Below are 21,519 nucleotides of genomic sequence, written 5' to 3' on the forward strand. Positions count from 1 at the left end.
CATAACCAAGTACCCAATGACAGTTCAGGGCGCGAAAGCTCTGGAAGAAGAACACACTCACCTGACCAAGGTCGTCCGTCCGAAGCTCAGCCAGGACATCGGGACGGCCCGCGAGTTGGGTGACCTGAAAGAGAACGCGGAATACCATGCCGCCCGCGAACAGCAGGGCATGGTCGAGGCGCGGATTCGTGACATCGAAGGCCGGATTCAGAATCAGGTCATCATTGATGTCACGACCATTCCTCATACCGGCAAAGTGATCTTCGGTACCACCGTCGAAATCGCCAATGTCGAGACGGATGAAAGCGTCACTTACCACATCGTGGGTGAGGATGAGGCTGACTTCAAACTCGGCAAGATTTCGGTCGGTTCGCCTCTGGCCCGCGCCTTGATCGGCAAGGAAGAGGGCGATACGGTCGCCGTGAAAACGCCAGGTGGCGTTATCGAGTACGAGATTGTCGAAGTCCGTCACATCTGAAACCGGGCGCCCGCTGCATGCGGGCGCCATGCTTTGGCAGCTGACCCAGATGTTGTGGGTTGGCGGTCTCTGGCTGATTCATTTCGGTTTGCAGCCGGCGTTGGTCAGGATTGGCCTGGCGCCGCTGTTGATCGACGAAGTTGCCAGTGCATTTGAAGTGCTGGTGGTGGGTTTTTCCGCCGCATGCGTGATATTTCAGGCTTTGGTGCTGCTACAGGCCGAGGGCCTTGCCAGTCTATGGCGGGATTTTCGCGGGCAGGTGCTGTTGATGGCGTTGTACGCGTGTGCGATGTATGTCGCAGTGCGTGTCGGCTGGCCGGATGCGCAGCGATGGCAGGTGTTCAGCTATCTGGTGCTGGGGTTTTCCGGGCTGGTGCTGGTGATGCAGCCGGTGCCGGGATGGAGTGGCAGGGTGCGCGAAGCACACCCTTGACCCTTGTCATCACTTGAAGCGATGAACGTTCGACAGTTGCTTGTTGACGCTGAAGTTCTTGCGGTAAAGCAGTGCCATCTTGCCGATGACCTGAACCAGATCCGCTTTGCCGACCTTGCACAGTTCTGCAATGGACGCCAGGCGCGACTCGCGATCGAGGATGTTGAGCTTGATTTTGATCAGCTCGTGATCCGCCAAGGCGCGTTCAAGTTCGGCTAACACACCTTCAGTCAAACCGTTGTCCGCCACAGTCAAAACTGGTTTCAGATGGTGACCAATGGATTTGTACTGTTTCTTCTGCTCTGGAGTGAGCGGCATAATCTGACCCTTTCGTCTGGATTCTGTAAAATGGCGGCCATTTTACCCGAGGGTTCGTGGATCCGCCCAACTAATCACGACCCTTATCATCGAGGTGCCCAATGGCGCGTTCCAAGACAAGCCTTGGTTGGCTGAAAAGACATGTCAATGATCCCTATGTGAAGCAGGCGCAGAAGGATGGCTACCGTTCGCGTGCGAGTTACAAACTTCTGGAGGTCCAGGAGAAATACAAGCTGATCCGTCCTGGCATGAGCGTTGTCGACCTGGGTGCGGCGCCTGGTGGCTGGTCGCAGGTGACTAGCCGGCTGATCGGTGGTCAGGGGCGTCTGATTGCCTCGGACATCCTGGAGATGGACAGCATCCCTGACGTGACATTCATCCAGGGTGACTTCACCGAAGACGCGGTACTCGCTCAGATCCTCGACGCCGTAGGTAATTCGCAGGTGGACCTTGTGATTTCCGATATGGCCCCCAATATGAGTGGTACGCCTGAAGTGGATATGCCAAAAGCCATGTTCCTTTGCGAGCTGGCTCTTGATTTGGCGGAGCGGATACTCAAGCCGGGTGGTAATTTTGTGATCAAGATCTTTCAGGGCGAAGGTTTCGATGTGTACCTGAAGGATGCCCGCAAGAAGTTCGACAAGATCCAGATGATCAAGCCGGATTCGTCCCGGGGCAGTTCCCGGGAGCAATACATGCTGGCTTGGGGCTACCGCGGCCGTAGCGAGTAAAACGACGTAATTCGACCAGGGCGATAGGTTTTTCGCATTTCGCTCCGGGCGCATTAACGAATATCGTGTAGAAAGTGTTTCACAAAGGGTTACAGACGGCGCCTGCCAGAGTTGTAGGTAATGTAGTAAGTTAGGCCGGTGAATATCATGCGAAGCGCGCGCCAGTAGCGGAGCTTGCTTCAGAGGGTAGTTAATTGAACGATATGGCAAAGAATCTGATCCTGTGGTTGATCATCGCGGCTGTCCTGGTGACGGTGATGAACAACTTCTCCAGCCCTAACGAGCCGCAGACCCTCAACTATTCCGACTTCATCCAGCAGGTCAAGGATGGCAAGGTCGAGCGCGTAGCCGTTGATGGTTATGTGATTACCGGCAAGCGCAGCGATGGCGACAGCTTCAAGACCATTCGTCCGGCTATTCAGGACAATGGTCTGATCGGCGATCTGGTCGACAACCACGTTGTGGTTGAAGGCAAGCAGCCTGAGCAGCAAAGCATCTGGACCCAGCTTCTGGTGGCCAGCTTCCCGATCCTGGTGATCATCGCGGTGTTCATGTTCTTCATGCGCCAGATGCAGGGCGGTGCGGGTGGCAAGGGTGGGCCGATGAGCTTTGGCAAGAGCAAGGCGCGCCTGCTCTCCGAAGATCAGGTGAAAACCACTTTGGCTGACGTTGCCGGTTGCGATGAAGCCAAGGAAGAAGTTGGCGAGCTGGTCGAGTTCCTCCGTGATCCGGGCAAGTTCCAGCGTCTGGGCGGTCGAATTCCTCGCGGTGTCTTGATGGTCGGTCCTCCGGGTACCGGTAAAACCTTGCTGGCCAAGGCAATTGCCGGTGAGGCCAAGGTACCGTTCTTCACCATTTCCGGTTCCGACTTTGTCGAAATGTTTGTTGGTGTCGGTGCGAGCCGCGTCCGTGACATGTTCGAGCAGGCCAAGAAGCACGCTCCATGCATCATCTTTATCGACGAAATCGACGCCGTCGGTCGCCATCGTGGCGCCGGCATGGGCGGCGGTCACGATGAGCGTGAGCAGACTCTTAACCAGTTGCTGGTTGAGATGGACGGCTTTGAAATGAACGACGGCATCATCGTGATCGCTGCAACCAACCGTCCTGACGTACTCGACCCTGCGCTGCTGCGTCCGGGCCGTTTCGACCGCCAGGTTGTTGTTGGTCTGCCGGACATCCGTGGTCGCGAACAGATTCTCAAGGTTCACATGCGCAAAGTGCCAATGGGCGACGACGTCGCTCCGGGTGTTATCGCGCGTGGTACTCCAGGCTTCTCGGGTGCCGACCTGGCCAACCTGGTCAACGAAGCTTCGCTGTTCGCTGCTCGCAGCGGCAAGCGCATCGTCGAGATGAAGGAATTCGAGCTGGCCAAAGACAAGATCATGATGGGCGCCGAGCGCAAATCGATGGTCATGTCCGAGAAAGAAAAACAGAACACGGCTTATCACGAAGCGGGTCACGCTATTGTTGGTCGCGTCGTGCCTGAGCATGATCCGGTCTACAAAGTTTCGATCATTCCGCGCGGTCGTGCGCTGGGTGTGACGATGTTCCTGCCGGAAGAAGATCGCTATAGCCTGTCCAAGCGTGCGTTGATCAGTCAGATCTGCTCGCTGTACGGCGGCCGTATCGCTGAAGAAATGACCTTGGGCTTCGACGGTGTGACCACCGGTGCTTCCAACGACATCATGCGTGCCAGTCAGATTGCGCGAAACATGGTGACCAAGTGGGGCCTGTCGGAAAAACTTGGTCCGCTGATGTATGCCGAAGAAGAGGGCGAAGTGTTCCTTGGTCGCGGCGGTGGTGGACAGGCTGCCAGCTTCTCCGGTGATACGGCCAAGCTGATTGACTCGGAGGTGCGCAGCATCATTGATCAGTGCTACGGCACAGCCAAGCAGATCCTCACGGATAACCGTGACAAGCTCGATGCCATGGCTGATGCCCTGATGAAGTACGAAACGATCGACGCTGAGCAGATCGACGACATCATGGCTGGCCGTACGCCTCGTGAGCCTCGCGATTGGTCGGGTGGCACCGGTACACCGCCGCCTCCAGTTGTCCAGGATGAGCGTCCGGAAACACCGATCGGCGGTCCGGCTGCTGACGTTTAAGGTTTGAAATGACTTCTGTACAGTCCCTGACCCGGTTGCCTTGCGGCAACCGGGTTCTTGATTTGGCCCAGACGCATGTCATGGGTATTCTCAATGTCACTCCCGATTCTTTCTCCGATGGCGGCCGATACAGCCAGCTCGACGAGGCTTTGCGCCACGCCGAAGCCATGGTTGCGGCTGGTGCGACGTTAATTGATGTTGGCGGCGAATCTACTCGCCCTGGTGCGCGCGCGGTGTCACCGCTGGAAGAGCTCGAGCGCGTGGCGCCGATTGTCGAGCTGATCAATCGCGAGCTCGATGTGATCATCTCGGTCGATACGTCGACACCTGCCGTGATGCGCGAAACCGCGCGTCTTGGTGCTGGGTTGATCAACGATGTGCGATCACTACGGCGTGACGGGGCGCTGGATGCGGCAGCCGCAACCGGTTTGCCGGTATGCCTCATGCATATGCTCGGAGAGCCGGGTGATATGCAGGACAATCCTCAATACAATGATGTCACTCGGGAAGTGGGCGAGTTTCTTGCCGAGCGCAGGGCGCAATGTGCATTAGCAGGTATTCCGGCCGATCGAATCATCCTTGATCCCGGCTTCGGCTTCGCCAAAACCCTGCAGCACAATCTAAGCTTGTTCAAGCATATGGAAGCCCTGCATGCGCTGGGCCGCCCTTTGCTGGTGGGTGTTTCGCGCAAGAGCATGATCGGGCATGCATTGAATCGGCCTGTGGGCGAACGTCTGTACGGTGGTCTTGCACTGGCTGCGCTGGCGTCGGTCAAGGGGGCGCGTATATTGCGTGTCCATGATGTGGCGCAAACAGTAGATGTCGTGCGAATGATCGCGGCCGTCGAATCAGCCGAATAAGAATGATGGAGCACTTATGAGCAAGAAATACTTTGGTACTGACGGCATTCGTGGTCGAGTCGGTGAATACCCGATTACTCCTGACTTCATGCTCAAGCTTGGCTGGGCTGCTGGAATGGCGTTCCGGAAGATGGGGGCCTGCAAGGTGCTGGTCGGCAAGGACACGCGAATTTCCGGCTACATGTTCGAGTCGGCGCTGGAGGCTGGCCTGACATCGGCAGGTGCCGATGTAATGCTGCTTGGTCCAATGCCGACGCCCGCCATCGCTTACCTGGCGCGCACGTTCCAGGCCGAGGCTGGCATTGTGATCAGTGCTTCGCACAACCCGCATGACGATAACGGCATCAAATTCTTCTCCGGAAAAGGCACCAAGCTGCCGGACGAACTGGAGTTGATGATCGAAGAGCTGCTCGACACCCCGATGACCGTGGTCGAGTCGAGCAAGATCGGCAAGGTGTCGCGGATCAACGATGCGTCCGGTCGTTACATTGAATTCTGCAAGAGCAGTGTGCCAACCGGCACCAGTTTTTCCGGCCTCAAGATTGTCATCGACTGCGCTCACGGCGCGACTTATAAAGTTGCCCCGAGCGTTTTTCGAGAGCTGGGTGCGGACGTGGTCGTGCTGTCGGCGCAACCCAATGGCCTGAATATCAATGACAACTGCGGTTCGACCCATATGGGTCAGCTTCAGGCGGCAGTCTTGGCTGAGCACGCTGATCTGGGTATCGCCTTTGATGGTGACGGCGATCGGGTCTTGATGGTCGATCACACTGGCGCAATCGTTGATGGCGACGAATTGATATTCATCATTGCGCGTGATCTGCACGAGCGTGGGAAGCTGCAGGGCGGTGTGGTCGGCACCCTGATGAGTAACCTCGGTCTTGAGTTGGCGCTCGCCGATCTTTCGATTCCATTCATTCGTGCCAACGTTGGCGATCGCTACGTGATCGCTGAATTGCTGGAGCGTAATTGGCTGGTCGGCGGTGAAAATTCGGGGCATGTCGTTTGTTTCAATCACACCACGACTGGTGATGCGATCATTGCGGCTCTGCAAGTATTGATGGCGCTCAAAACGCGTAATGAAGGCCTGGCGCTAGCTCGCCAAGCGTTACGCAAGTGCCCTCAGGTGCTGATCAATGTGCGTTTCGGCGGTGGCGAAAGCCCGCTGGAGCATCCAGCAGTCAAGGAAGCCAGTGCGCGTGTAACACAGGCGATGGCTGGGCGTGGACGTGTGCTCCTGCGCAAGTCCGGCACAGAGCCTCTGGTGCGTGTGATGGTCGAAGGCGAGGACGAAACCCTTGTTCGCGGCTATGCCGAAGAACTGGCAAAACTGGTAACTGAAGTTTCTGCCTGATACGGCTTGCAAGCCATGATTGTGTTGGGTAACATCTGCGCCCACTTTGACCGACGAGGTACAGCATGCGTCGCCCTATGGTAGCTGGTAACTGGAAGATGCACGGTACCCGCGCCAGCGTCGCTGAGCTGATCAACGGCCTTCGTCATCTGGCCTTGCCAAGCGGTGTTGATGTCGCAGTATTTCCGCCTTGCTTGTATATCAATCAAGTGATTGATGGCTTGAAGGGCAAGTCGATTTCGGTCGGCGCGCAGAATTCTGCGGTGGAATCCATGCAAGGTGCATTGACCGGTGAGATTGCACCGAGTCAATTAGTGGATGCAGGTTGTTCCCTGGTGCTTGTCGGGCACTCCGAACGCCGTCAGATAATGGGCGAGCGAGACGGAATGCTGAATCGCAAGTTCGCAGCGGCACAGGCATGTGGCTTGATTCCGGTGTTGTGCATAGGGGAGACCCTTGAGCAGCGCGAAGCCGGTAAAACTCTTGAAGTTGTCGGGCGTCAGCTTGGCAGCATCATCGAGGAGCTGGGTGTAGGTGCCTTTGCCAAGGCAGTAATAGCTTACGAGCCGGTCTGGGCCATTGGTACCGGGCTGACTGCAACACCGCAACAGGCTCAGGATGTGCATAAAGCCATTCGTGAGCAGTTGGCGGCAGAGAATTCTGAAGTCGCACGAGGTGTGCGGCTTCTATACGGCGGCAGCGTGAAGGCGGCCAATGCGGTCGAACTGTTCGGCATGCCGGATATCGATGGGGGGCTCATTGGTGGAGCTTCCCTGAATGCAGATGAGTTCGGTGCGATCTGTCGCGCCGCGGGAAACTGAAAAAATGCTGGAAACAGTCGTAGTCGTTTTTCATCTGCTGGGTGCATTGGGCGTAGTTGCTCTGGTTTTGCTGCAGCAGGGTAAGGGTGCGGACGCTGGCGCGTCTTTCGGAGCAGGTGCTTCAAATACTGTGTTCGGAAGCCAAGGTTCCTCTACCTTTCTTAGTAAGTTTACTGCTATACTTGCCGCCGGTTTCTTCATAACCAGCTTGGGGTTAGGTTACTTTGCTAAAGAGAAAGCTCATCAGCTGACTCAAGCAGGTTTGCCAGATCCAGCAGTGTTGGAAGTACCTAAGCAACAACAACCGGCTTCTGATGATGTACCGGTGCTTCAAGAGCAAAAGTCGGCTACTCCAGCGACTGACGTACCTCCAGCTCAAGAGCAGAAGTAAGAAGGGTTTCAATGTAGTTTTGCCGAGGTGGTGGAATTGGTAGACACGCAACCTTGAGGTGGTTGTGCCCATAGGGTGTAGGGGTTCGAGTCCCCTTCTCGGTACCAATTAGTCAGGATAGCCCGCTGTTGCGGGCTTTCTTGCAGGTGGAAGGTTAGATTGACCCTATAAGGGATCGGTCGTATACTTCCGCCCCAGCTTTGTCGCGGGGTGGAGCAGTCTGGTAGCTCGTCGGGCTCATAACCCGAAGGTCGTCGGTTCAAATCCGGCCCCCGCAACCAGTTTAAAGAGCCCCTTTTAAGGGGCTTTTTGTTAGCTGGACACTTTCAACGCCGCTGTTCGACGGCGTTTCAAGGATGGGCGTTTCGCCCATTTTTTTATTCTGCATAGCATGCACATACATGCACTAGGGGGTTCAGGTGTCGAGCAAGCTAGAAGAGTTGCAGGCCTTGCTGGCCCCGGTGGTCGTGGCCCTAGGCTATGAATGCTGGGGTATTGAGTTTTCGGCTCAAGGTCGTCACTCGATGTTGCGCGTTTATATCGATAAAGAGGGCGGTGTGCTGGTGGACGATTGCGCCATTGTCAGCCGTCAGATCAGCGGTGTCCTGGATGTTGAAGATCCAATCACCGTTGAATACACCCTCGAAGTTTCCTCGCCTGGCATGGAGCGCCCACTGTTCACTATCGAGCAGTTCGCCCAGTTTGTCGGTGCACAAGTGAAGATCAAGCTGCGCTCGCCTTTTGAAGGTCGACGCAACTTTCAGGGCCTTCTGCGCGGTGTAGAAGAACAGGATGTCGTGGTGCAGGTAGATGACCATGAGTTTCTGTTGCCGATCGATATGATCGACAAGGCCAACATTATTCCCAGTTTTGACTGAGACGCGGATCCCGCGGATCCAATGGCTTGCGAAAGGCGAGGCGTACGATGAGCAAAGAAGTACTGCTGGTTGTTGAGTCGGTATCCAATGAAAAGGGCGTACCGGCAAGCGTAATTTTTGAAGCGCTGGAGCTGGCTCTGGCCACTGCTACCAAAAAGCGTTTTGAAGACGAAGTTGACCTGCGTGTGGAAATTAACCGCCACACCGGGGCATACGAAACTTTCCGTCGCTGGACGGTCGTCGAAGAGAATGATCTTGACGATCCGGCTATCGAAACCTGGCCGAGCAAGGTTGCCGAAACGCATCCTGGTGCCAACGTTGGCGACGTCGTTGAAGAAAAAATCGACTCCATCGAGTTCGGCCGCATTGCTGCACAGACTGCCAAGCAAGTCATCGTGCAGAAAGTGCGTGAAGCCGAGCGCGCTCAAGTGGTCGACGCCTATCGCGAGCGCCTGGGAGAAATCATCTCCGGCACCGTGAAGAAAGTGACCCGCGACAACGTGATCGTCGATCTGGGCAACAACGCCGAGGCGTTGCTGGCTCGTGAAGACATCATTTCTCGCGAAACCTTCCGTGTCGGCGTGCGTCTGCGTGCGCTGCTCAAGGAAATCCGCACCGAGAACCGCGGCCCGCAGCTGATCCTGTCGCGTACCGCGCCGGAAATGCTGATCGAGCTGTTCCGCATCGAAGTGCCGGAAATTGCTGAAGGTCTGATCGAAGTAATGGCTGCGTCCCGTGACCCGGGTTCGCGCGCCAAGATCGCCGTCCGCTCCAAGGACAAACGCATCGACCCGCAGGGCGCTTGCATCGGTATGCGCGGTTCGCGCGTCCAGGCAGTGTCGGGTGAGTTGGGCGGTGAGCGTGTTGATATCGTCCTGTGGGACGACAACCCGGCTCAGTTCGTGATCAACGCCATGTCCCCGGCCGAGGTTGCGGCAATTATCGTTGACGAAGATGCCCATGCAATGGACATCGCCGTTGGCGCAGACAATCTGGCTCAGGCCATCGGTCGTGGTGGTCAGAACGTGCGTCTGGCAAGCCAGTTGACTGGCTGGACCCTGAACGTGATGACCGAATCGGACATCCAGGCTAAGCAGCAAGCAGAAACCGGTGACATCCTGCGCAACTTCATCGACGAGCTGGAAGTCGACGAAGATCTGGCGCAGGTGCTGGTAGATGAAGGCTTCACCAGTCTGGAAGAGATTGCCTACGTACCGTTGGAAGAAATGCTCAACATCGACGGCTTTGACGAAGATACCGTCAACGAGCTTCGCGCTCGTGCCAAGGATCGTTTGTTGACCAAAGCCATCGCTACTGAGGAAAAGCTGGCAGACGCCCATCCGGCCGAAGACCTGCTCTCGCTTGAGGGTATGGACAAGGATCTGGCGATGGAACTGGCGGTGCGCGGCGTAATTACCCGCGAAGACCTGGCCGAGCAGTCTATTGACGACCTGCTCGACATCGACGGCATTGACGATGATCGTGCCGGCAAGTTGATCATGGCCGCCCGAGCCCATTGGTTCGAGTAATTAGGCGCGGCCTGAGGAGAGAAGTGCATGACGCAAGTCACGGTGAAACAACTGGCCGATGAGGTCAAAACACCGGTAGAGCGCCTGTTGCAGCAGATGCGTGAGGCAGGTCTGCCGCACACCGCCGCCGAAGAAAATGTGACTGACAGTGAGAAGCAATCTTTGCTGACTCACTTGAAAAGCAGCCACAAGGCGAAAGTGGAAGAACCACGCAAGATCACGCTGCAGCGTAAAACCACCAGCACCCTGCGTGTGGCTGGTAGCAAGAGCATCAGCGTTGAAGTTCGCAAAAAGAAAGTTTTCGTACAGCGCAGCCCGGAAGAAATCGAAGCCGAGCGCAAGCGTGAACTGGATGAGCGTCGCGCAGTAGAAAATGCTGCCCGCCAGAAAACTGAGCAAGAAGCCAAGCAGCGCGCCGAAGAAGAAGCACGCCGCAATCCTGGCTCTGCGCAAGCCGCTACTAGCTCCGCCGTTGCAGCTCCTGCTGCAGCTGCTGAGCCGGTACGTGAAAGCGCGCCGGTGGTTGCCGCTGCTCCAGCGCCGTCTGCTGACGTTCGTAACAAGCAGAACGAACAGCGCCGTCCGGACAAACCACGTGCCGACGACAACAATCGTCGCAGTGGCGGTGGTGATGGCGAGCGCAAAAACGCTCCGCATCGCGCATCGGTCAAAGAGAAAGCGCCAGCGCCACGTGTTGCGCCACGTACTACCGACGAAGAAAGCGATGGCTTCCGTCGTGGTGGTCGCGGCAAGGCCAAGCTGAAGAAGCGCAACGCTCACGGTTTCCAGAGCCCAACCGGCCCTGTCGTGCGTGATGTGCAGATCGGCGAGACCATCACTGTTGGCGATCTCGCCAATCAGATGTCGGTCAAGGCTGCTGAAATCATCAAGTTCATGTTCAAACTGGGCACTCCAGCGACCATCAACCAGGTGCTTGATCAGGAAACTGCTCAACTGGTAGCCGAAGAACTGGGCCACAAAGTGACCCTGGTCAGCGACACCGCCCTGGAAGATTCCCTGGCCGAGTCCCTGAAGTTTGAAGGTGAGTCGTTCTCCCGTGCGCCAGTCGTGACCGTAATGGGCCACGTTGACCACGGTAAAACTTCCCTGCTCGACTACATCCGTCGTGCCAAGGTAGCTGCTGGCGAAGCCGGCGGTATCACCCAGCACATCGGTGCGTACCACGTTGAAACCGAACGCGGCATGGTCACCTTCCTCGACACCCCTGGTCACGCCGCGTTTACCGCAATGCGTGCCCGTGGTGCCAAGGCGACCGACATCGTGATTCTGGTAGTTGCAGCGGACGACGGCGTGATGCCGCAGACCATTGAAGCTGTTCAGCACGCGGTAGCCGCTGGCGTTCCACTGGTTGTTGCAGTGAACAAGATCGACAAGCCGGGCGCTGACCTCGATCGCATCCGTAGTGAACTGTCGGTTCACGGCGTGACGTCGGAAGAGTGGGGCGGTGAAACGCCGTTCGTATCGGTTTCGGCGAAACTCGGTACTGGCGTGGACGACCTGCTTGAAGCCGTTCTGCTGCAAGCTGAAGTTCTCGAACTGAAGGCAACTCCGTCGGCTCCAGGCCGTGGTGTTGTGGTTGAATCGCGTCTCGACAAAGGTCGTGGTCCGGTTGCAACCGTTCTGGTTCAAGACGGTACCCTGCGCCAAGGCGACATGGTTCTGGTCGGTTCGAACTATGGCCGCGTGCGTGCCATGCTCGACGAGAACGGCAAGCCAATCAAGGAAGCCGGTCCTTCCATCCCTGTCGAGATTCTCGGCCTGGACGGTACCCCGGACGCTGGCGACGAGATGAGTGTGGTTGCCGACGAGAAGAAAGCCCGTGAAGTGGCTCTGTTCCGTCAAGGCAAGTTCCGCGAAGTCAAACTGGCTCGCGCTCACGCCGGCAAGCTGGAAAACATCTTCGAAAACATGGGTCAGGCAGAGAAGAAGACGCTCAATATCGTCCTCAAATCTGACGTCCGTGGTTCGTTGGAAGCTCTGCAAGGCGCTCTGAATGGCTTGGGCAACGACGAAGTGCAAGTGCGCGTAGTCGGCGGCGGTGTCGGTGGTATCACCGAGTCCGATGCCAACCTGGCACTGGCTTCGAGCGCTGTACTGTTCGGCTTCAACGTGCGTGCCGATGCTGGCGCACGGAAGATCGTCGAGCAGGAAGGTCTGGATATGCGTTACTACAACGTGATCTACGACATCATCGAAGACGTCAAGAAAGCCCTGACCGGTATGCTGGGCAGCGATGTTCGCGAGAATATTCTGGGTATCGCCGAAGTGCGTGACGTGTTCCGTTCGCCGAAGTTTGGCGCGATCGCAGGCTGCATGGTGATCGAAGGTGTTGTGCACCGTAACCGTCCGATCCGTGTACTGCGTGAAGACATCGTTATCTTCGAAGGCGAGCTGGAATCCCTGCGCCGCTTCAAGGATGACGCTTCCGAAGTACGTGCCGGCATGGAATGCGGTATCGGCGTGAAGAGCTACAACGACGTCAAAGTCGGCGATAAGATCGAAGTCTTCGAGAAGGTTCAGGTTGCTCGCAGCCTCTAACTCGCGCACTTCAAGGGCCACATCGGGCCGTCGCATGAAAATGCGCGGCACGGTGTCAGGACTCTAAACGCAACGCCCGGTCTGGCTTTTGTCAGGCCGGGCGTTTGCCGCTTTCAGACCTTGCGGGTTTCACCGTGGGGCAGTAACAGGTAACAAATCATGGCAAAAGAATACAGCCGTACCCAACGTATCGGCGATCAGATGCAGCGTGAGCTGGCCCAGCTGATCCGTCGTGAAGTCAAAGATCCGCGCGTCGGCCTGGTGACTATTACCGCAGTGGAAGTCAGCCGTGACGTCGGTCACGCGAAGATTTTCATCACCGTGATGGGGCAGGACAACGCAGAAGACATCGCGCAAAGCATCAAGGTACTGAATGCCGCCGCAGGTTTCCTGCGTATGCAACTGGCCCGCGAAATGAAGCTGCGCAGCGTGCCGCAATTGCACTTCCACTACGACGAATCCGTTGTCCGTGGTGCGCACCTGTCGGCGCTGATCGAACGCGCCGTTGCTGAAGACAATCAGCACGTTGTCGTTCCAGCACCTGAAGACACCAAGGAGTAACTCGGTGGCTCAGGTCAAACGTATCCGTCGTAACGTCAGCGGCATCATCCTGCTCGACAAGCCGCTGGGGTTCACCTCAAACGCCGCGCTGCAGAAGGTTCGCTGGCTGCTCAACGCCGAGAAGGCCGGGCATACTGGCAGTCTCGACCCACTGGCCACCGGCGTACTGCCGTTGTGCTTTGGTGAGGCCACCAAGTTCTCGCAATACCTGCTCGATTCCGACAAGGGTTATGAAACCTTGGCGCAACTGGGCAAGACCACCACCACGGCTGATGCTGAAGGTGAGGTTTTGCAGGAGCGCCCGGTGACCGTTGGTCGCGCCGATGTCGAAGCTGCCTTGCCGAAATTTCGCGGTCAAATCAGCCAGATACCGCCGATGTACTCGGCGCTCAAGCGTGATGGCCAGCCGCTGTACAAGCTGGCGCGTGCAGGCGAAGTGGTGGAGCGTGAACCGCGTTCTGTTACTATTGCGCGCTTGGAATTACTGGCCTTCGAAGGCGATACTGCGCGGCTTGCGGTGGATTGCAGCAAAGGCACCTATATTCGTACCCTGGTGGAGGATATCGGTGAGCAACTCGGTTGTGGTGCGTACGTCGCAGAATTGCGCCGTACCCAGGCCGGGCCTTTCACCTTGGCGCAGACCGTTACCCTCGAAGAGCTCGAAGCAGTACATGCCGAAGGCGGCAACGAAGCGGTCGACCGCTTCCTGATGCCATCGGACAGCGGCTTGCTGGATTGGCCGCTGCTGCACTTCTCGGAAGCGAGCGCGTTCTACTGGCTAAACGGCCAGCCGGTACGTGCCCCGGATGCTCCGAAGTTCGGCATGGTGCGGGTACAGGATCACAATGGTCGCTTCATCGGTATCGGTGAAGTGAGCGAAGACGGGCGCATCGCGCCACGTCGTTTGATTCGGTCGGAATGACCGAAACCAGCCTGTGTAACAGCAGGCTGGCGAGTGTGGCTGTTAACAGGCACGGTCACGACTCATTTATAGATACAGGGATTTGTCCCTGGCCTGTTGAAGCTGTTTCCCTGAAACAGTTTCCTGATAAAAGGATTGCCTCATGGCTCTCGACGTTCAAGAAAAAGCTCAAATCGTTGCTGACTATCAGCAAGCTGTTGGTGACACTGGTTCGCCAGAAGTGCAAGTTGCACTGCTGACCCACAACATCAACAAGCTGCAGGGTCACTTCAAGGCCAACGGTAAAGATCACCACTCCCGTCGTGGTCTGATCCGCATGGTAAACCAGCGTCGCAAGCTGCTGGACTACCTGAAAGGCAAGGATCTGGGTCGTTATCAGACTCTGATCGGTCGCCTGGGTCTGCGTCGCTAATAAGCGATTGCGCTCTGAGGTTGGTTGTTTGTCAGACGTCCGCGGTTTTTCGCGGGCTTCCGGCAGGCTCCCAGCCTCAAGTTTTATCTGGATACACGTTTTACCCTGGACAGGCGTTGGGCCGATTCCCGACATTGCCCAAGAATTTCGCAAGAAACCAGTTCCCCAAGAGCCACAAAGAAGGTAGGACACCGTGAACCCGGTAATCAAAAAATTCCAGTTCGGTCAATCGACCGTTACCCTCGAGACAGGCCGTATCGCCCGTCAAGCCTCCGGCGCAGTGCTGGTTACTGTTGATGACGACGTGACCGTATTGGTGACCGTTGTTGGCGCCAAGCACGCTGACCCAAGCAAAGGCTTCTTCCCTCTTTCCGTTCACTACCAGGAAAAGACTTACGCTGCCGGTAAGATCCCTGGCGGTTTCTTCAAGCGCGAAGGCCGTCCTTCCGAGAAAGAAACCCTGACTTCCCGACTGATCGACCGTCCGATCCGTCCGCTGTTCCCAGAAGGTTTCATGAACGAAGTGCAGGTTGTCTGCACCGTCGTTTCCACCAGCAAGAAGACCGATCCGGACGTCGCTGCGATGATCGGTACCTCGGCTGCCCTGGCCATCTCCGGTATTCCTTTCGATGGCCCGATCGGCGCTGCCCGTGTTGCTTTCCACGAAAGCACCGGCTACCTGCTGAACCCGACTTACGAGCAACAGAAAGCATCGAGCCTGGACATGGTCGTTGCCGGTACCTCGGAAGCCGTGTTGATGGTTGAATCGGAAGCCAAAGAGCTGACCGAAGACCAGATGCTGGGCGCTGTACTGTTTGCTCACGACGAGTTCCAGGTTGTGATCAACGCTGTTAAAGAACTGGCTGCTGAAGCTGCCAAGCCTACCTGGGCCTGGGCTCCACAAGCCGAAGCGACTGAACTGCTGGGCGCTATCCGCTCCGAGTTCGGCGCTGCGATCTCCGACGCCTACACCATCACCGTCAAGGCCGACCGTTATGCTCGCCTGGGCGAGTTGAAGGATCAGGTTGTGGCCAAGCTGTCCGGTGAAGAAGGCCAGCCTTCGTCCAGCGACGTCAAAGCTGCATTCGGCGAAATCGAATACCGCACCGTTCGCGAAAACATCGTAAACGGCAAGCCACGTATCGACGGTCGCGACACCAAAACCGTACGTCCGCTGAACATCGAAGTCGGCGTTCTGCCGAAGACTCACGGTTCGGCTTTGTTCACCCGTGGTGAAACCCAGGCTCTGGTAGTCGCGACTCTGGGTACTGCCCGTGACGCACAGCTGCTGGACACCCTGGAAGGCGAGAAAAAAGACCCGTTCATGCTGCACTACAACTTCCCTCCGTTCTCGGTGGGCGAGTGCGGTCGCATGGGTGGTGCTGGTCGTCGCGAAATCGGTCACGGCCGTCTGGCCCGTCGTTCGATTTCCGCCATGCTGCCAGCCGCTGACGTGTTCCCGTACACCATCCGCGTGGTTTCGGAAATCACCGAATCGAACGGTTCGAGCTCGATGGCTTCCGTGTGCGGCGCTTCCCTGGCTCTGATGGACGCTGGTGTGCCGATGAAGGCACCGGTTGCCGGTATCGCCATGGGTCTGGTTAAAGAAGGCGAGAAGTTCGCCATCCTGACCGACATCCTCGGTGACGAAGACCACCTGGGCGACATGGACTTCAAAGTAGCGGGTACCGCCAAAGGTGTTACCGCGCTGCAGATGGACATCAAGATCAAGGGCATCACCGAAGAGATCATGGAAATCGCTCTGGGCCAAGCCCTGGAAGCGCGCCTGAACATCCTCGGCCAGATGAACCAGATCATTGGTCAGTCGCGTACCGAGCTGTCGGAAAATGCTCCGACCATGATCGCGATGAAAATCGACACCGACAAGATCCGTGACGTTATCGGTAAAGGTGGCGCGACCATCCGTGCGATCTGCGAAGAAACCAAGGCTTCGATCGATATCGAAGACGACGGTTCGATCAAGATCTTCGGCGAAACCAAGGAAGCTGCTGAAGCTGCACGTCAGCGCGTTCTGGGCATCACCGCTGAAGCCGAGATCGGCAAGATCTACGTCGGCAAGGTTGAGCGCATCGTCGACTTCGGCGCATTCGTCAACATCCTGCCAGGCAAGGACGGTCTGGTTCACATCTCGATGCTGAGCGACGCTCGCGTAGAGAAAGTGACCGACATCCTGAAAGAAGGCCAGGAAGTGGAAGTACTGGTACTGGACGTGGACAACCGCGGCCGTATCAAGCTGTCCATCAAAGACGTGGCAGCGGCCAAGGCTTCGGGCGTTTAATCACCCCAAAGCTTTAGCGCAATAAAAATGCCCCGCCGTGAAAACGGCGGGGCATTTTTTTGTCTGTGGAAAACCATAAAAAATCGCAGCCTGCGGTGAGCCGTGCAGGCGCTGCGAACTTTGCGTTTGTGAAAACCGGTGCTAGGTTTAGCTCACCGCCCGTGTAGCTCAGCCGGTAGAGCAGCGCACTCGTAACGCGAAGGTCGCAGGTTCGATTCCTGTCTCGGGCACGATCCCCCTTTATTTCACCTTGCGGCTCAGATCCTCGACAGTACGTTTGAGCTGGTCCATCGCTCTGTCCTGATCGTTGATCTTCTGCTTCAGGTTCGAAATCTCACTGCTGCTCGAATTGGAGCTTGAGCCACTGTTGCGCTTGAGCTCTTCAACCTGGCGGCCGAGAGTATCCAGCTCACGATCCTGTTCTTTGACCTTATTCTTCAAATCGTCGAGTTCTTTGCCGCTGGAACTGGAACTGGAGCCGCTGCTGCGCTTGAGTTCTTCGATCTGGCGCGATTGATCGCTGATGGTGTCACGCATCTTTTTCAGTTCATCGATGCTGATGTCACTTCGGATAACGACGTCTTTGCCGTAATCGTTATGAATCAGAGAAACCTTGTCGCCATAGGACGGACTGCTGTTGCTCAACTCAACAGCCATTGCGCTTGCCGGCAACGCTAGAGCGGCGATCAGAGCAGTCGTGGACACAACAGAAGAAATTTTCAAAAAGCTGCGCATCACTGGTTTTCCTTGTGAACAGCGGATGTGTGCCGAAGTGGCACATCGCTATGACCGAGGATCGGCATTTATGTTCCGCAGGTCAGCTTTTTGTGAGAGAGATGTAAAGAGCCGTGTAATTCCTCATGCAAACGTCCTATATTCGGTGCCTGCATGAGCATCGCCCTGCAGTTTTCAGATGATCCCGAATGGTTCCGAAGGCCGGACAATCCGCGTCAGAGAGATCCTTGATGATCCAGATCCATCTTCCATTCCTATGATCAACGAGAACGACATGACCGAATTAACTCAAGAGCAACGCCACGAACAAGCGCTGGAAAAATACATTCTGGACGTGCCCGACCTGAAGGAAGAGATCAAGGACTTGAGTCCCGATGATCAGAAAGATCAGATCCAGTGGGCGTTCGAAGATGAAGCTGAAGCCCAGGGTTTGCAGCCGTGGGAGCTGACACTCAAGTACACGAGCACGCCGGAGGAGTTCGAGGCCCAGCGCCTTGTTCTGCACAAAGAGGCCGCTGAGGTGCTGGGCGTCGAGTGGCAAGAATACTGCGAGATGAACAATCTCGTCGTTTGACGAGAGCTACCAGCTCCAGGCCGTAAGCTACAAGTCAAAGCGCAACAGCTTTGGCTTGCAGCTTGCAGCTCTGGACTTGCCGCTGCTGTTTAAAGGCTGAGACGCATCGACAGGTCTACCGCCTTCACATCCTTGGTCATCGCGCCAATCGAGATGTAATCCACCCCGGTCTCGGCGATTGGCAATAGCGTGTTTTCGTTGATGCCGCCGCTGGCCTCCAGTTTTGCCTTGCCGCCGTTCAGGCGCACGGCTTCGCGCATGTCGTCCAGGCTCAGTTCGTCAAGCATGATGATGTCGGCACCGGCCTCTAGCGCTTCCTTCAGCTCTTGCAGACTTTCCACTTCGATTTCCACCGGTTTGCCCGGGGCTATCTTGTGCGCCGCGGCAATGGCTTGCGCGATGCCACCGCTGGCAGCGATGTGGTTTTCCTTGATCAGGAACGCGTCGTACAGGCCGATGCGATGGTTATGGCAACCGCCACAGGTCACGGCGTATTTCTGCGCCAGACGCAGGCCTGGCAAGGTTTTGCGGGTGTCGAGAAGCTTGACCTGAGTCTCGCCCACGAAGTCTGCCAAATACTGTGCGCGAGTCGCCACACCGGAAAGCAATTGCAGGAAGTTCAGGGCGCTGCGTTCACCGGTGAGCAACGAACGGGCCGGGCCTTCCAGATGGAACAGTGGCTGATTGGGTTTTACCCGCTGGCCATCGACTACCTGCCAATGCACCGCCACCCGTGGATCGAGCTGGCGAAACACCGCATCCACCCAAGCCGTGCCGCAGATAACGGCGTCGTCGCGAGTAATGATGGTGGCTTTGGCCAGACGTTCGGCCGGGATCAGTTGCGCGGTGATGTCGCCGCTGCCGATGTCTTCGAGCAACGCACGGCGCACGTTGGCTTCGATTTCGGCGGTCAAATCGGCGAGACGTAGATTCGGCATAACGGGCTCCACAAACAAAGTGATTCGATTATAGGGGCATGGCGCGAGCCAACCCAAGGCAAGAACTTGCGTGCCTGTCTGCATCTGGTCGATTTCTTTGAGCAAACCCTGTTGGGGCGTGGTCAGTTGAGGGGGATCGGGCGGGCATAGGGGAAACCCTGACGCCTATGGCGCTGGGGACATCTTTTGCAAGATAATCCGCCTTGCATTTGACGTCATAGGCTTGACGTCTATTTGGGGCCCAACTTGTAGGACTTTTTGGAGCGATTCCCTTCTGTCTCTGATTGCAATGTTTACTGACATTGCGCTATCGCGAGCAGGCTCACTCCTACAGGGGTTCGCTGTTTCGGCCCAAAAGAAGAATCACCGTTTCAGGAGGCTTGGATGCACAACGACGGGAAAGTGGTGCCTTTGTACAAGGCGTCTACCGATCAGGCGAATCACTCGCCGCTCCCCCGCCTGCCTGTGATTCTGCTTCAGGTTCGTGACAAGGCTGCCCAGCAACTGCGCCACGGGTTGCAGGAGCTGTTCGATAATGCTGACGACACCCTGTTCGAAATGGCTGACCGGGCACGCAACGACGTCGAGCAGAACATCTTTTTTGAAGCGATGCGCGACTTGCGCCTCAAACGCAAAAACATCGAACGCGGCTTTCTCGAGCAGTTTTTCGAAGCCTTTGTCGGCCTGACTCAATACGACCCTGCGCACAACACGCTGCCGCGCCCGTTGCTGTTCGAAGACTCGGCGCCGCGCACCGACGACATGGAACGCACCGTCGCCGTGGAGACCATGGTCGGCCGCGTGCTCAAGCGAGATGGCTTCGCCCTCGGCCAACTGACCGCACGCCTCAACGCATTACTGGGTAACTCCTTTGCCGATCAACACAACCCGCTTGGCCCGGCGCTGCTCTGTGAGTTCTTTTTGCAGGCCGGGCGCAACCTGGGCGTCGAGATCAAGGTCAAGCTGATCCTGCTCAAACTGTTCGAGCGCTATGTGCTGGCCGACACCGAGCAGTTGTATGCCGAAGCCAATCAGTTGCTCAGCGCCACCGGCGTGTTACCCGAGCTGAAACCGGCCCCGGCGCGACGCGCGATTGATCGTGCGGCGGCCAGTATCGGTCGCGAAGAAAGTGCCGAGCCCGTCGCGGCGGACGAGAGTGTCCAGGAAGTTTTCGCTGCGTTGCAGGAGTTGCTGCTGAACGTGCGCGGCAGTGTTGCGCCGAGCCTCGAATCAGCCGCCGCTGCCCAGCCGATCACCACGCGCGACCTGCTGCGTCTGCTCTCGCATTTGCAGCAATATGTGCCGGCGCTGGCGGCGCAGGAAGATTTCGATCTGCGTAACCAGCTCGAACAACTGCTGACGCGGGTCAGCGTCAGAACTGGCAAGTCGCGGATCGTCGGCGGCGCCGATGAGGATGTGATCAACCTGATCGCCATGGTCTTCGACTGCATCCTCGAAGACCGCAATCTGCCGGACTCGCTCAAGGCCTTGATCGCCCGCTTGCAGATTCCGATGCTCAAGGTCGCGGTACTCGACAAGAGTTTCTTCAGTCGCAGCAGCCACCCGGCGCGGCGTCTGCTCAATGAAATCGCCGATGCGGCCATGGGCTGGGGCGATTGTGACGGTGAGGCGCGCGACAGTCTGTATCTGCGCATCGAGCAAGTGGTGCAGCGCCTGCTGACCGATTTTGTCGATGATCCGGCGATATTTTCTGAACTGCTCGCTGACTTCCTCGCTTTCACCAGTGATCAGCGTCGGCGCAGCGAACTCCTTGAGCAACGTCTGCGCGATGCGGAAGAGGGGCGGGCGAAAACCGAGCTGGCGCGGCGACGCGTCGAGCATGCGTTGAATCTGGCTCTGTTGGGCAAAGTCCTGCCGCCGTCAGTGGTGACCTTCGTGCAAGACGCCTGGAGCAAGGTGTTGCTGCTGACCTGCCTCAAACATGGCGACCAGTCCGCCGAATGGCAGGCTGATGTGCAGACCATGGAGCAACTCATCTGGAGTGTTCAGCGCCACGACGATGCTGAAGCTGGCATGCGTCTGCTGGCGCTGGTACCGGGGTTGCTGAAATCGTTGCGCGATGGCCTGACCCGCTGCGCATTCGATCCGTTTGCCACCAGCGAATTTTTCGCTGAGCTGGAAACGCTGCATGTGCGCGTGCTTGAGCGTACCGGTGAGTCTGCTCAGGCCGAGGCGCCGGCGATGATCGAGGTGTCGCAGCAGATCGTCTTGGCAATGGCGCAAGAGGGTGAGTCGGCGCTGACCTCGGTACGTCTGTCCCATCACGACGTTGGCCTGCAGCAGGTGGCTCAATTGCATCTGGGCAGTTGGGTTGCGTTTAAGGAAGACGAGGAAAACACCCTGCGCTGCAAGCTCGCGGCAATTATTGAAGCGACGGGCAAGTACGTGTTTGTCGACCGTACCGGCATGAAAGTGCTGGAGCGCAGTCGCATCGGTCTGGCGCTTGAGTTCCAGCGTGGTGCGGTGCGTGCGCTGGACGACACCTTGTTGTTCGATCGGGCGCTTGAGTCGGTGTTGGGCAATTTGCGGCGACTCAATCGCGCCAAGTGATCGCGCGCCGGGGGCTGATCACGGCATACTGGGCGCCAACACAG

At 57.2% G+C, this 21,519-nt stretch carries 20 protein-coding genes and 3 tRNA genes; 20 read left to right on the forward strand and 3 right to left on the reverse strand.

The window, feature by feature from the left end; translation table 11 throughout:
- Position 1: 1 nt before the first annotated feature.
- On the forward strand, positions 2-478 hold the full coding sequence (gene greA, locus ICA15_RS20590) for a transcription elongation factor GreA (RefSeq protein WP_042561951.1): 477 nt from the start codon (positions 2-4) through the stop codon (positions 476-478).
- Positions 479-506: 28 nt separating this feature from the next.
- Positions 507-911 carry an MFS transporter gene (locus tag ICA15_RS20595; RefSeq protein WP_150595162.1) on the forward strand — a complete coding sequence of 135 codons (405 nt, stop codon included), beginning with the start codon at positions 507-509 and terminating at the stop codon, positions 909-911.
- 9 nt (positions 912-920) lie between these two features.
- Here ICA15_RS20595 and ICA15_RS20600 read toward each other — a convergent pair whose 3' ends face one another.
- On the reverse strand, positions 921-1,229 hold the full coding sequence (locus ICA15_RS20600; protein WP_042557586.1) for a YhbY family RNA-binding protein: 309 nt from the start codon (positions 1,227-1,229) through the stop codon (positions 921-923).
- A 101-nt stretch (positions 1,230-1,330) separates the two neighbouring features.
- Here ICA15_RS20600 and rlmE point away from each other — a divergent pair, with 101 nt between their 5' ends.
- The 16 genes from rlmE (at position 1,331) to ICA15_RS20680 (ending at position 16,887) form a co-directional block, all read left to right on the forward strand.
- Positions 1,331-1,960: a 23S rRNA (uridine(2552)-2'-O)-methyltransferase RlmE gene (gene rlmE / locus ICA15_RS20605; RefSeq protein ID WP_150617091.1), complete on the forward strand. Its 630-nt coding sequence runs from the start codon at positions 1,331-1,333 to the stop codon at positions 1,958-1,960.
- A 203-nt stretch (positions 1,961-2,163) separates the two neighbouring features.
- Positions 2,164-4,071, forward strand: coding sequence for an ATP-dependent zinc metalloprotease FtsH (ftsH, locus tag ICA15_RS20610; RefSeq protein ID WP_042557588.1), 1,908 nt, complete (start codon positions 2,164-2,166; stop codon positions 4,069-4,071).
- Positions 4,072-4,079: 8 nt separating this feature from the next.
- Positions 4,080-4,931 carry a dihydropteroate synthase gene (gene folP / locus ICA15_RS20615; RefSeq protein WP_210554498.1) on the forward strand — a complete coding sequence of 284 codons (852 nt, stop codon included), beginning with the start codon at positions 4,080-4,082 and terminating at the stop codon, positions 4,929-4,931.
- 16 nt (positions 4,932-4,947) lie between these two features.
- Positions 4,948-6,285, forward strand: coding sequence for a phosphoglucosamine mutase (gene glmM / locus ICA15_RS20620; protein ID WP_150617093.1), 1,338 nt, complete (start codon positions 4,948-4,950; stop codon positions 6,283-6,285).
- 65 nt (positions 6,286-6,350) lie between these two features.
- On the forward strand, positions 6,351-7,106 hold the full coding sequence (gene tpiA, locus ICA15_RS20625; RefSeq protein WP_016986498.1) for a triose-phosphate isomerase: 756 nt from the start codon (positions 6,351-6,353) through the stop codon (positions 7,104-7,106).
- Between the two features lie 4 nt (positions 7,107-7,110).
- Entirely contained in the window at positions 7,111-7,497 is a 387-nt protein-coding gene (gene secG, locus ICA15_RS20630) for a preprotein translocase subunit SecG (RefSeq protein WP_027610782.1), read from the forward strand.
- A 21-nt stretch (positions 7,498-7,518) separates the two neighbouring features.
- Positions 7,519-7,604 (forward strand) — tRNA-Leu (locus ICA15_RS20635).
- Between the two features lie 97 nt (positions 7,605-7,701).
- Positions 7,702-7,778 (forward strand) — tRNA-Met (locus ICA15_RS20640).
- A gap of 138 nt (positions 7,779-7,916) precedes the next feature.
- The gene (gene rimP, locus ICA15_RS20645) at positions 7,917-8,375 is read left to right on the forward strand and encodes a ribosome maturation factor RimP (protein ID WP_042557593.1); all 459 of its coding nucleotides are present in this window, start codon (positions 7,917-7,919) and stop codon (positions 8,373-8,375) included.
- Positions 8,376-8,422: 47 nt separating this feature from the next.
- The gene (gene nusA / locus ICA15_RS20650) at positions 8,423-9,904 is read left to right on the forward strand and encodes a transcription termination factor NusA (protein ID WP_042557594.1); all 1,482 of its coding nucleotides are present in this window, start codon (positions 8,423-8,425) and stop codon (positions 9,902-9,904) included.
- A 27-nt stretch (positions 9,905-9,931) separates the two neighbouring features.
- The gene (gene infB, locus ICA15_RS20655; RefSeq protein ID WP_210554499.1) at positions 9,932-12,463 is read left to right on the forward strand and encodes a translation initiation factor IF-2; all 2,532 of its coding nucleotides are present in this window, start codon (positions 9,932-9,934) and stop codon (positions 12,461-12,463) included.
- A 159-nt stretch (positions 12,464-12,622) separates the two neighbouring features.
- On the forward strand, positions 12,623-13,024 hold the full coding sequence (gene rbfA / locus ICA15_RS20660; RefSeq protein WP_042557596.1) for a 30S ribosome-binding factor RbfA: 402 nt from the start codon (positions 12,623-12,625) through the stop codon (positions 13,022-13,024).
- Between the two features lie 4 nt (positions 13,025-13,028).
- Positions 13,029-13,946, forward strand: coding sequence for a tRNA pseudouridine(55) synthase TruB (gene truB, locus ICA15_RS20665; RefSeq protein WP_034154423.1), 918 nt, complete (start codon positions 13,029-13,031; stop codon positions 13,944-13,946).
- A gap of 142 nt (positions 13,947-14,088) precedes the next feature.
- The gene (rpsO, locus tag ICA15_RS20670) at positions 14,089-14,358 is read left to right on the forward strand and encodes a 30S ribosomal protein S15 (protein ID WP_003177875.1); all 270 of its coding nucleotides are present in this window, start codon (positions 14,089-14,091) and stop codon (positions 14,356-14,358) included.
- 193 nt (positions 14,359-14,551) lie between these two features.
- Entirely contained in the window at positions 14,552-16,657 is a 2,106-nt protein-coding gene (gene pnp, locus ICA15_RS20675; RefSeq protein WP_150604090.1) for a polyribonucleotide nucleotidyltransferase, read from the forward strand.
- A gap of 157 nt (positions 16,658-16,814) precedes the next feature.
- A tRNA-Thr gene (locus ICA15_RS20680) sits at positions 16,815-16,887 on the forward strand.
- A gap of 10 nt (positions 16,888-16,897) precedes the next feature.
- On the opposite strand, the gene ICA15_RS20685 is transcribed toward ICA15_RS20680, so the two are convergent.
- Positions 16,898-17,392 (reverse strand): hypothetical protein, encoded by a 495-nt coding sequence (locus ICA15_RS20685; RefSeq protein ID WP_210554500.1) that lies wholly within the window; start codon positions 17,390-17,392, stop codon positions 16,898-16,900.
- Positions 17,393-17,666: 274 nt separating this feature from the next.
- Between ICA15_RS20685 and ICA15_RS20690 the strand changes: the two genes are divergently transcribed.
- Positions 17,667-17,966, forward strand: coding sequence for a DUF6388 family protein (locus tag ICA15_RS20690; protein ID WP_150595087.1), 300 nt, complete (start codon positions 17,667-17,669; stop codon positions 17,964-17,966).
- Positions 17,967-18,055: 89 nt separating this feature from the next.
- On the opposite strand, the gene nadC is transcribed toward ICA15_RS20690, so the two are convergent.
- Complete coding sequence (gene nadC, locus ICA15_RS20695) at positions 18,056-18,904, reverse strand: carboxylating nicotinate-nucleotide diphosphorylase (protein ID WP_150604086.1); 849 nt, start codon at positions 18,902-18,904, stop codon at positions 18,056-18,058.
- A 384-nt stretch (positions 18,905-19,288) separates the two neighbouring features.
- Here nadC and ICA15_RS20700 point away from each other — a divergent pair, with 384 nt between their 5' ends.
- Complete coding sequence (locus tag ICA15_RS20700) at positions 19,289-21,475, forward strand: DUF1631 domain-containing protein (RefSeq protein ID WP_210554501.1); 2,187 nt, start codon at positions 19,289-19,291, stop codon at positions 21,473-21,475.
- The last annotated feature ends 44 nt before the right edge of the window (positions 21,476-21,519 follow it).

This window comes from Pseudomonas sp. P116, assembly GCF_020149425.1.
GTDB lineage: Bacteria > Pseudomonadota > Gammaproteobacteria > Pseudomonadales > Pseudomonadaceae > Aquipseudomonas > Aquipseudomonas anatoliensis.